We start from the raw sequence: 436 nt of genomic DNA on the forward strand, positions 1-436 counted from the left end.
GCGCGCTTGAGTGTCAGCACGAACTGCAGTCCGGGACTTGAAAGAAGGGACGCGTCGAGCGCGCCAACCAGACGCTGCAGGATCGCCTCGTCAAGGAACTGCGGCTGCGCGGCATCGACACGATCGCCGCGGCGAATGCCTATGCGCCGGAGTTCATGGCCGACTTCAATCGCCGCTTTGGCAAGGCGCCGCGCAATCCGAAGGACATGCACCGGCCGTTTGCCGCGCATGAGAACCTCGATGGCGCGATGTGCCGCAAGGAGATCCGCAAGCTGTCGCAGTCGCTGACGCTGCGCTATGACAAGGTGATGTTCATCCTCGATCCGACCGACCTCGCCACGGCGCTGGCCGGCAAGAAGGTCATTGTCTGCGACTATCCCGACGGTCGCCTCGAGGTCACCCATGAGGGGACGTCCCTGCCCTACAGAACCTTCGA

At 63.5% G+C, this 436-nt stretch carries 1 pseudogene; it reads left to right on the plus strand.

Features of this window, described 5'->3' with window-relative positions:
• Positions 1-44: 44 nt before the first annotated feature.
• Positions 45-436 (plus strand): annotated as a pseudogene (locus ACFHWW_RS34315) (ISNCY family transposase); the annotation flags it as partial.

It is taken from the genome of Sinorhizobium sp. P24N7 (genome assembly GCF_042436655.1).
In the GTDB taxonomy this organism is placed as follows: domain Bacteria; phylum Pseudomonadota; class Alphaproteobacteria; order Rhizobiales; family Rhizobiaceae; genus Sinorhizobium; species Sinorhizobium meliloti_A.